Raw genomic sequence first — 8,521 nt, forward strand, 5'->3', positions numbered from 1 at the left:
GGCGGGCGGTTCCTTTCAAGAGCATGGGGGGCATGGGATCGGTGGCCGAGCCCTCCAGGACGAGGTAGCGGGGTTCGCCTTCGGCCCGGCGGATCCGGATCCGGAGCATGGTCTCGCCTCGCCAGTAGGGGATGGACAGGCCGCGGGGGATCCAGAGCTTTTTCGGGGTGCCGTCGGGCCGCAGGCGTTCGGGCAGGCCCCAGCCGGCCCGGGCCCGGTAGACGTCGCGGCCGCGTTCCTCGATCCATCCCAGCTTGCAGAGGGCCGCGGTCTTGGCCGAGATGCCGCGGGCCGACAACCAAGCCACCTGGTCGGGCCGGGACTGGAGCCTGTCTGCCGACTCGTTGACCAGTTGCCAGGCGTGGGCCTGCCAGACCTGGGCGGGGTCTTTGATGGGCGACGCCGTTGGCGTGGTCGACGCCGTTTGCGTGGGCGACGCATGCGTCGCCCCTACGGGCGCGTCGAGAACCCCGAGGCGGGCCCGGCGCTTGGGGCGCTTCTTGGGGTCGAGGATCCGGCCGACCAGTTCGGCGGCCTGGGGAAAGGTCTTGCCCTCGTGGGCCTGGAGCCAGGAAATGGCGTCGCCACCCTGATCGCATCCACGGCACCACCAGGTCCCGGCCTCGCCTTGCTCCGGCCAGACATGGCAGCGGTCGGTTCCGCCGCAGGCCGGGCACGGGCCATGCCATTCCCCGCCGTTGGTGGTGGCCGCCCGCTTGAAGGTCAGGCCCAGGCGGTCGATGCTGTCCAGAAGAACGGTCACGGCCGGGCCCCCTGGAGGGTTTGGACGGTTTGGACCATTGGTGGACGGTTCGTTGGGAAAAGGTCCAGGGTGTAAACCCCTTTTCTCTTTATACTTCTTTCTTCTTTTGGACCTTTGGACCTTTGAAAAGAATAAAGTAAAGAATAAAAGAAAGAGATAAAGCCCTGGGGCCGAATAGTTGCACGGAAAAAAGGTCCAATGGTCCACGTTGGCCTATAAAGCGTTGAAATTTCCGGATAAAACCCGTGGACCTTTTCCCGGCGAAAGGTCCACCAATGGTCCAAAGGTCCGGGCCTCACTTGAGGGACTCCGTTTCCACGGTCAGGAACAGGCCCTGGTAGTAGTAGACGCCGCGCTTGATCCGCTCGAACTTCTTGGACATGCGACGACCCCACCAGGCGATGGAGGGGACCCGGGCCCCGTGGTATTTGCGCCACCAGGCCCCGAAATTCTCATAGAGGTCGTTGCTCGATGTCTCGCCCCCGTCGGACAGGCCGACACACTCGTCGATCCAGTCCTGGATCTGGTCGTTCTCGCGCCGGTACTCGTCCCCGGCCGACATGACCGGTGGGGGCGGATTCAGCCCCTCCCCCCTCCACAGCAGGCAGCCCTCCACCATCCAACGCAGGATTCCGGGCCGCTCGTTGGCCAGGGCCGAGCGGAGCCGGTCGTCCCGGAGCTTCTGGCGGGGGTTGTCCGGATCCGGACGGTGGACGAACTGGAAGGGCCAGACCACCTTGCGGACCCGCTCCCAGAACGCGAAGTCGTCGGCCGGGGCGTAGGGGTCGTTGTTGGTGCAGAGGATCAGGAGGTGGGTGGGCAGGAACGTGACCTGGAACTTCTCGTTGGGGTTCCGGCCGACGAGAGAGTCCTGGCCGGTGATCCACTTGAGCTTGGAGCTGGAGAAGCGCCGGGCCTCGTCGGACTCCGAGGCCACCACCAGGCGGCGGCCGCGCAGGGACATGATGTCCGGGGACGGGCCGGCCGGGTTGCGGGCCCCGCGACCTTGGTCAAGCAGCATTTCGGCCTGGATGGGCCCGGCGTACTGGCCCATGATGGACAGGGCCGTCTCCACGAAAATGCCCTTGCCGTTGCGGCCCTCGCCGGACAAGAGCAAAAAGACCTGTTCGTGGGTGTGACCGGTCAGGCCGTAGCCCATGGCCCGCTGGAGAAAGGCCACGGTCTCGGGACATCCGATGGACTCGGACAGGAAACGCTCCCAGGTCGGGCATGCGGCCGACTCGTCCCAGACCACTGCGGCGGCCTTCTGGTTCCAGTCGTCGGTCCGGCCTGGACGCATGGCCCCGGTGGTTAAATCCAGGACGCCATTCTCGCAGACCAACAGGTCGGGATCCTGGTCCCAGACATCGCCGCGGACCACGAGGGGATCCGTCTGCATGGTCCGGGCGAAGCGGAGGCAGTCCTCCCGGCCCCGGGTTCCGCGCAGCCGGTCGACACGGGCCTCGACTTTTTTCCTCGCCCCCTGGAGGCGCCTGGCGTCGTCGGTGTTCCCGGCGGCCTGGGCCTCGGCCGACCGCTCCGACAGATCGGCCTCGAGGTCAGCGTAGGCCAGGGCGACGTCCTCGACGGCTGCCAGGGCCCGGTCGGTGACGTCGGTGTCCCAGCGATGGCCTTGCCATTCCATCCAGGACCCGGCCGAAGCGTCGTAAACGAACCGGCCCCGATGGATGTCCCGGAACAGGGCGCCGTCGCCCAGGGCGTTGTGGCGCAGGCAGTCGGCCACACGGACCAGGTCGGTCATGGCCGGCCGCCCCGTTTCATTTTTTCACGGGCGATTTTTTTTATTCGCGCAGACCTTCCGGGGTTTCTTTGACCCGTACTGGTGGAGGGTTCGGAAGGACCCGCGCCAATGGACCTTGGGCGGTCATTTGTGAAAAGGGGAGGGGGGGGTAACGGCTGATTTTTCGGCCGACTTATTGGCCGACAGAAAAAAAAATGGGGACAGGATGGGGACCAGCAGCGCAAAAAGCAAAAACAAAAAGGGCTAGAGAAATTTTTTATTTCCTCTAACCCTTTGATTTTACTTTGGTGCCGGGGGGGGGAATCGAACCCCCATGGGGTTACCCCCGCTGGATTTTGAGTCCAGTGCGTCTACCAGTTTCACCACCCCGGCGCGGCGGAGTTATTTACTAGGAGAATGATGCTTGCGGTGTCAAGGCGAAACCAGGGAATCAGCCCAATGTCCGTCGGCAGGCCTTGAGTATTTCCGTGCCCCGTGGCGAGTCGGCAAAGGGTTCGGCCAAGATTGCGGCTTCGGCATTTCGGCCGAGGCCCAGGAGGTTCACTGCCTGGCAGAGACAAAGATCCATGTCCTGGTCATGGAAAGTCAGGCCACGGTCAAGAATCTTCATGGACTCCTCGGTTCGACCGGAGCGTTGCCAGAGCATGCCAAGGCCCAGGAAGGCCCGCCGGTCCGGACAGAGGTCCAGGGCCCTGGAAAACAGGTATTCGGCCGTGTCCTCCCGGTCGGGAATATCTTCTCTAGCCAAATCGCCGAAGGCCAGGGTCAGGCCCAGGCGGGAGCAGAGGTCGGCCTGGAAGGGCCGAAGCTCGTCGTCGGGGGCGAATTCGAGGGCCCGGGCGAAATCCGGCAGTTCCGAATGCCAGACCCGACGAAGTTTTCGGCCCCAGGTCAAGACGGTCTTCTCTCCCGGTTCCGGAGCCAGTTGGGCCAGGAGGATGTCCTCCACCGGGGTCAGCCATGTTTGGTCCGTGAGACCGTGGGCCGGGGCCAGGCGGTCGAAGAGGTCCGTGCCCGGGTAGAGGTGCAGGGAATAAGTGATGAGGCCCAGGGGCTTGATGTCCCGGATGAGGTCGATGCTTTCCTCGATGGTGGCCTCGGTCTCCCCGGGGGAACCGTAGATGAAGTAGGCCCGGGCTAGGATGCCGCTGGCCTGGGTCCAGACAAAGGCGTTGACGATGTCCTGGCGCGAGACGCCTTTGCCCAGGACTTCGTTGCGAATGAAGTCTGACCCGCTCTCCACTCCGTAGCTGATCTGGATGCACCCGGCCCGGCGCATCCAGGCCAGAAGCTCCGGGTCGACCCTGTCCACCCGGGAGATGGCGAACCAGGTCACGTCCAGATCGCGGTCCAGGATCTCCCGGCAGACGGCCAGGGCCCGGTTCCGGTCCAGGGTGAAGGTGTCGTCGGAGACGTAGAAGAACCGGATTCCCCGGCCGACCTGATTTTCCATCTGATCGACGAATCGTGAGGGGGAGTGGAAGCGGACCCGGCCCTGCCAGAAGCGGGGAGAACCGCAGAAGGTGCAGCGGCCCGGACAGCCCCGGGAAAGGGCCAGATGCTGAAAGGCGAAGTGCCGGGATGGATCGGGCAGGCTGTCCAGATCGCGGATAAGGGGTCCGGGCGGGATTAAACTCGGGCCGGAATCGGTTCGGAAAGCCAGGCCGGGGATGTCGTCCAGGTCCGGATTTTTTCCGGCTTCAAGGGCCTGAACGAGGAGCAGCATGGTCTGTTCGCCCTCGCCCAGGACGGCGAAATCGATTTCGGGGAAATGATCGAGAAAAAAATGCCAGAGAAAGGTGGCCCCGACCCCGCCGAACACGGTTTTGCACCCAGGCAGCAGGGCCCGGACCATCCGGCAGACGGCCACGGCCCCCCAGCGGTTGGCGTTCAGGACCGACAGACCGACCAGATCGGGGGAGAAATCGCGAAGCAGGGAGCCTATGGCTTGGACGTTGTCGCGCGAGCTATTGAGGTTCTCGACGCGGACCTCGTGGCCGGCTTTTAGAAGCACGGCCCCGATGGAGTAGAGACCCATGGGCACGACTCCGGCATCGGGATCGTTGACCCGAGGATGAAGACAGGGGGGATAGGCCAGAAGGACGCGCATGGCCTTCAGACGACGGGAAAACCGGGATCTTCCCTGGAGCAACGCTCGATCATCCGCCGGAGGGTGTCCTTGGTGATGCCGAGTTCCCGGCAGGCCTTCATGCGTTTGCCGTCGTTGCGGGCCAGGGCCTGGCGGACGGCCTCGCATTTGACAGCCTCTAGGGTCAGGGGGCGGACCCGGGGGCTGGGATCCTTAGGCAGGAAGTGGTCGGGAAGATGCTCGATCTGGATAAAGCCCGAGGGGCAAAGGATGAAGGCGAATTCGATGATGTTCTCCAACTCCCTGATATTGCCCGGGTAGTTGGAACGCATGAGTAGGGCCTGGGAATCCTCGGACAGACCCTGGATGTCTTTGCCCTTGAGATGGTTGAAGTGGCGGATGAAATGATCAATGAGGAGCGGAATGTCTTCGGGACGTTCTCGCAGGGGAGGCAGGCGGATTTCGGCCACGCCGAGCCGGTAGTAGAGGTCTTCCCGGAACACCCTTTTAGCCATGAGTTCGCGCAGGTCCTTGTTCGTGGCGGCGATGATCCGCACATCGGACCTGACGGTCTCCACTCCGCCCAGCGGTTCGTAGGTCCTCTCCTGGAGGACGCGAAGGAGTTTGACCTGCAGGGGGCCGGGCATATCCCCGATTTCATCTAGGAACATGGTCCCGCCCTCGGCCCGGGCAAACCGCCCGGGCTTGTCCTTTTTGGCGTCGGTAAAGGCTCCGGCCTTGTAGCCGAAGAGTTCCGATTCCAGAAGCTCGGCGGGAAGGGCCCCGCAATTGACGGTGACCATGGGCTTGTCGGCCCGGGGGCTCAAATTGTGAATGGCCCGGGCGAAGAGTTCCTTGCCCGTGCCGGATTCACCGGTCAGAAGGACCGTGGACCCGCTCTCGGCGATGCGGGGCAGGATGTCGAAGATCTTCCGCAAGGGCCTGCTTTTTCCGACAATGTCCTCAAAGGTGTAGCGGCCATCCAGGGTTCGGCGCATGGCCTGGATGTCGCTCAGATCCCGAAAGGTTTCCACCCCGCCGATCCTCTTGCCGTCGAGGCAATGCAGGGGGGCGGCACTGACGCTGATGGGGACCTTGCGGCCGTCTGGCCGGATGATGAAGATGGACTTTCCGCCCACGGCCTCGCCGGTGCGCAGGCTGGCCCGCATGGCGCAGTCTCCGTCACAGAGGCTGGACCGAAAGACATCCCAACATTTCTGGCCGATGGCTTCCTCCCGGGGGATGCCGATGATCCGCTCGGCCGACTGATTGAAGGAGGTGATGTTCCAGTCGAGATCGACGGTGAACACCCCGTCGGCAATGCTGTCGAGGATGGCCTCGCAGGGGATGTCCCGGGGAAAGGTCATGCGTTTTTCTTGGTCTGCACTTCCTTGCGAAGCCAAGCGTACCAGGCCTCCATGCCCTCACCGGTGCGGGCCGAAAGGGTGAAAATCTCGATATCCTTGTTCAGAGCGCGGGCGAAGCGGGAGGCCCGCTCAAGGTCGAAGTCCACGTAGGGCATGAGATCGATTTTGTTCAAGATCATGACCCGCGACTCGGCGAAGAGCAGGGGATATTTCTCGGGCTTGTCGTCACCCTCCGTAACGCTCAGGATGGCCACCTTGTGATCCTCGCCCACGGAAAATTCGGCCGGACAGACCAGGTTGCCGACATTTTCGACAAAGAGGATGTCCGTGCCCTTGAGGTCCAGGCGGTTGCAGGCCTCCAGAACCATGGAGCTGTCTAGATGGCATCCGCCGTCGGTGTTGATCTGGATGGCCCGGGCCCCGGTGGCGGCCACCCGTTTGGCGTCATTGCTGGTCATGACATCGCCTTCGATGACGGCCATCTCGAATTCGGCCTTGAGGTCCGTCAGGGTCCGCTCGAGGATGGTGGTTTTTCCCGAGCCGGGGGAGCTCATGAGGTTGAGAGCCAGAACCCGCATCTGGCCGAACATGAGCCGAAGCTGTTCGGAAATGCGGTCGTTGGCTTCCAGGATGTTGCGAACGACAGGGATCTGCATGGGTGCTCCTTAAGGGATTTCTTGGCGGCCGTCTGCTATTCGGCCACGATGTTGGAGATGAAAAGTTCCCGACCGGTCAGGACCTCGTGGCCGATTTCAGCCCCGCAAAATGGGCAGGTCATGAGGTAGGGGTCGTCTTCGGCTGGGGAGAAGTCCTTCTTGCATTCCCGGCAACAGACCGTGAGAGGCCTGATCTCGGTGGTGATGACGGCCCCGGCCAACGGGGTGTCCACGGTCAGCGCGGTGAAGGACATTTCAAGGGCCTCGGGAACAATGGCCGTCAATTGGCCGACCACGACCTCGACCTTGTGGAGGGTCGTGACCCCGTGCTTTTCCATTTCCTGTCGGATGATGTCGACCAGGCTCTCGGCGATGGACAATTCGTGCATCTCGTCTCCTTTCAGTTCAGGGGCCGGATGCCAACGGCCCGACGGACCCTGTCCAGCATGGGTACGCTGATTTCCCTGGCCTTGGCGGCCCCCTGGAGGAGAATCTCCTCCACTTGGGCCGGATCGGCAATGAGTTCCTCGTACCGCTGTCTGGGGCCCTGGAGCTGGGCGTCGATGAGTTCGAACAGGGCCTCCTTGGCCTCGCCCCAGCCGATGCCTTTCAGGTATCGTTCGCGCATCTCAGCGGTTTGTTCGGGTGTGGCCAGGGCCCGGAAAATCTCGAAGACCGTGCTCGTGTCCGGATCCTTGGGGGCCTCGGGGGGCAGAGAGTCGGTCTTGATTTTCATGACCAGCTTGCGAAGCTTTTTGGACGGCAGGAAGAGGGGGATGGTATTGTCGTAGCTCTTGCTCATTTTACGGCCGTCCAGGCCCGAAAGAACGGCCACGTTCTCGCCGACCACGGCCTCGGGCAGGACAAAGGTCTCGCCGTAGAGATGGTTGAATCGCTGGGCGACATCCCTGGCCATTTCGATGTGCTGGATCTGGTCCCGGCCTACGGGAACTTTGTTGGCCCTGAACATGAGAATGTCGGCGGCCATCAGGACCGGATAGCAGAAAAGGCCCATGGTCACGCCCTTGTCCGGGTCCGAGCCGTCGATTTCCTCGTTGGCGGCCACGGCGGCCTTGTAGGCGTGGGCCCGATTCATGAGTCCCTTGGCCGTGACGCAGGACAGGATCCAGGTCAGTTCGGGGATTTCAGGGATGTCCGATTGGCGGTAGAATACCGAACGCTCGGCGTCCAGGCCCAGGGCCAGCCAAGTCGCGGCCACTTCCAGTTCGGACCGGTGGACTCGTTCCGGATCCTGGACTTTGATCAGGGAATGGTAGTCGGCCAGAAAGTAGTAGGTCTGGTTGTCTTCGTTGCGGCTGGCCTCAATGGCCGGCCGGATGGCCCCGACATAGTTACCCAGATGCGGTGTGCCGGTGGTGGTGATGCCGGTCAAAATGATTTCTTTGCTCATGGTTGGTATTCGTCTCGGTTCAGGTGAAGAGGAAGGTCAGAATCGGGTTCAGAATGAATCCCAGAATTTTTCCGAGCATGCCGGTCACGGCCAGCAGAAGGATGAAAAAGAAGCCCCATCGCTCGTATTTGGCAAGGGTCCAGGCGGCCTGGAGAGGTAGACTGGCCCCGAGGACCTTGCTGCCGTCCAGGGGCGGGATGGGCAAAAGGTTGAAAACGGCCAGGACAAGGTTGATCTGGACACCGACAATGAACATGGAGGCCAGGGGCTTGGTTAGATAGGCGGCCATAGTCGGGGGCATCAGGGGCACGGCCGCTTCCAGGCCCAGAAGCAGGAAGTAGAAGACCGCGGCTAGAACAATGTTTGCCCCTGGCCCGGCCAGGCTGACCAGGACGATGCCCTTGCGGGGATTCCGATAGAAGGTCGGGTCGATGGGCACGGGCTTGGCCCATCCGATCATCTGGGTCATGACC

The 8,521-nt window shown here is 62.7% G+C and carries 7 protein-coding genes and 1 tRNA gene; all 8 read right to left on the reverse strand.

Features of this window, described 5'->3' with window-relative positions; translation table 11 throughout:
• A partial coding sequence (locus EOM25_10345) for a hypothetical protein (GenBank protein ID NCC25578.1) occupies positions 1 to 970 on the reverse strand: 970 nt, incomplete at its 3' end.
• An 88-nt stretch (positions 971 to 1,058) separates the two neighbouring features.
• Entirely contained in the window at positions 1,059 to 2,525 is a 1,467-nt protein-coding gene (locus tag EOM25_10350; GenBank protein NCC25579.1) for a DNA primase, read from the reverse strand.
• Between the two features lie 285 nt (positions 2,526 to 2,810).
• Positions 2,811 to 2,897, reverse strand: a tRNA-Leu gene (locus EOM25_10355).
• 58 nt (positions 2,898 to 2,955) lie between these two features.
• Positions 2,956 to 4,782 (reverse strand): radical SAM protein, encoded by a 1,827-nt coding sequence (locus EOM25_10360; GenBank protein ID NCC25580.1) that lies wholly within the window; start codon positions 4,780 to 4,782, stop codon positions 2,956 to 2,958.
• Positions 4,641 to 5,981, reverse strand: a complete 1,341-nt coding sequence (locus EOM25_10365) for a PAS domain-containing protein (protein ID NCC25581.1) — start codon at positions 5,979 to 5,981, stop codon at positions 4,641 to 4,643. Before EOM25_10365 ends, EOM25_10360 begins: the two co-directional genes overlap by 142 nt.
• Positions 5,978 to 6,637, reverse strand: a complete 660-nt coding sequence (hypB, locus tag EOM25_10370; GenBank protein NCC25582.1) for a hydrogenase accessory protein HypB — start codon at positions 6,635 to 6,637, stop codon at positions 5,978 to 5,980. Before hypB ends, EOM25_10365 begins: the two co-directional genes overlap by 4 nt.
• Before the next feature lie 35 nt (positions 6,638 to 6,672).
• A complete protein-coding gene (locus EOM25_10375) occupies positions 6,673 to 7,026 on the reverse strand; it encodes a hydrogenase maturation nickel metallochaperone HypA (GenBank protein NCC25583.1) in 354 nt (117 codons plus the stop codon).
• Between the two features lie 11 nt (positions 7,027 to 7,037).
• A complete protein-coding gene (locus EOM25_10380; GenBank protein ID NCC25584.1) occupies positions 7,038 to 8,048 on the reverse strand; it encodes a tryptophan--tRNA ligase in 1,011 nt (336 codons plus the stop codon).
• Positions 8,049 to 8,521: the final 473 nt, after the last annotated feature.

It is taken from the genome of Deltaproteobacteria bacterium (genome assembly GCA_009929795.1).
Classification (GTDB): domain Bacteria; phylum Desulfobacterota; class Desulfovibrionia; order Desulfovibrionales; family Desulfomicrobiaceae; genus RZZR01.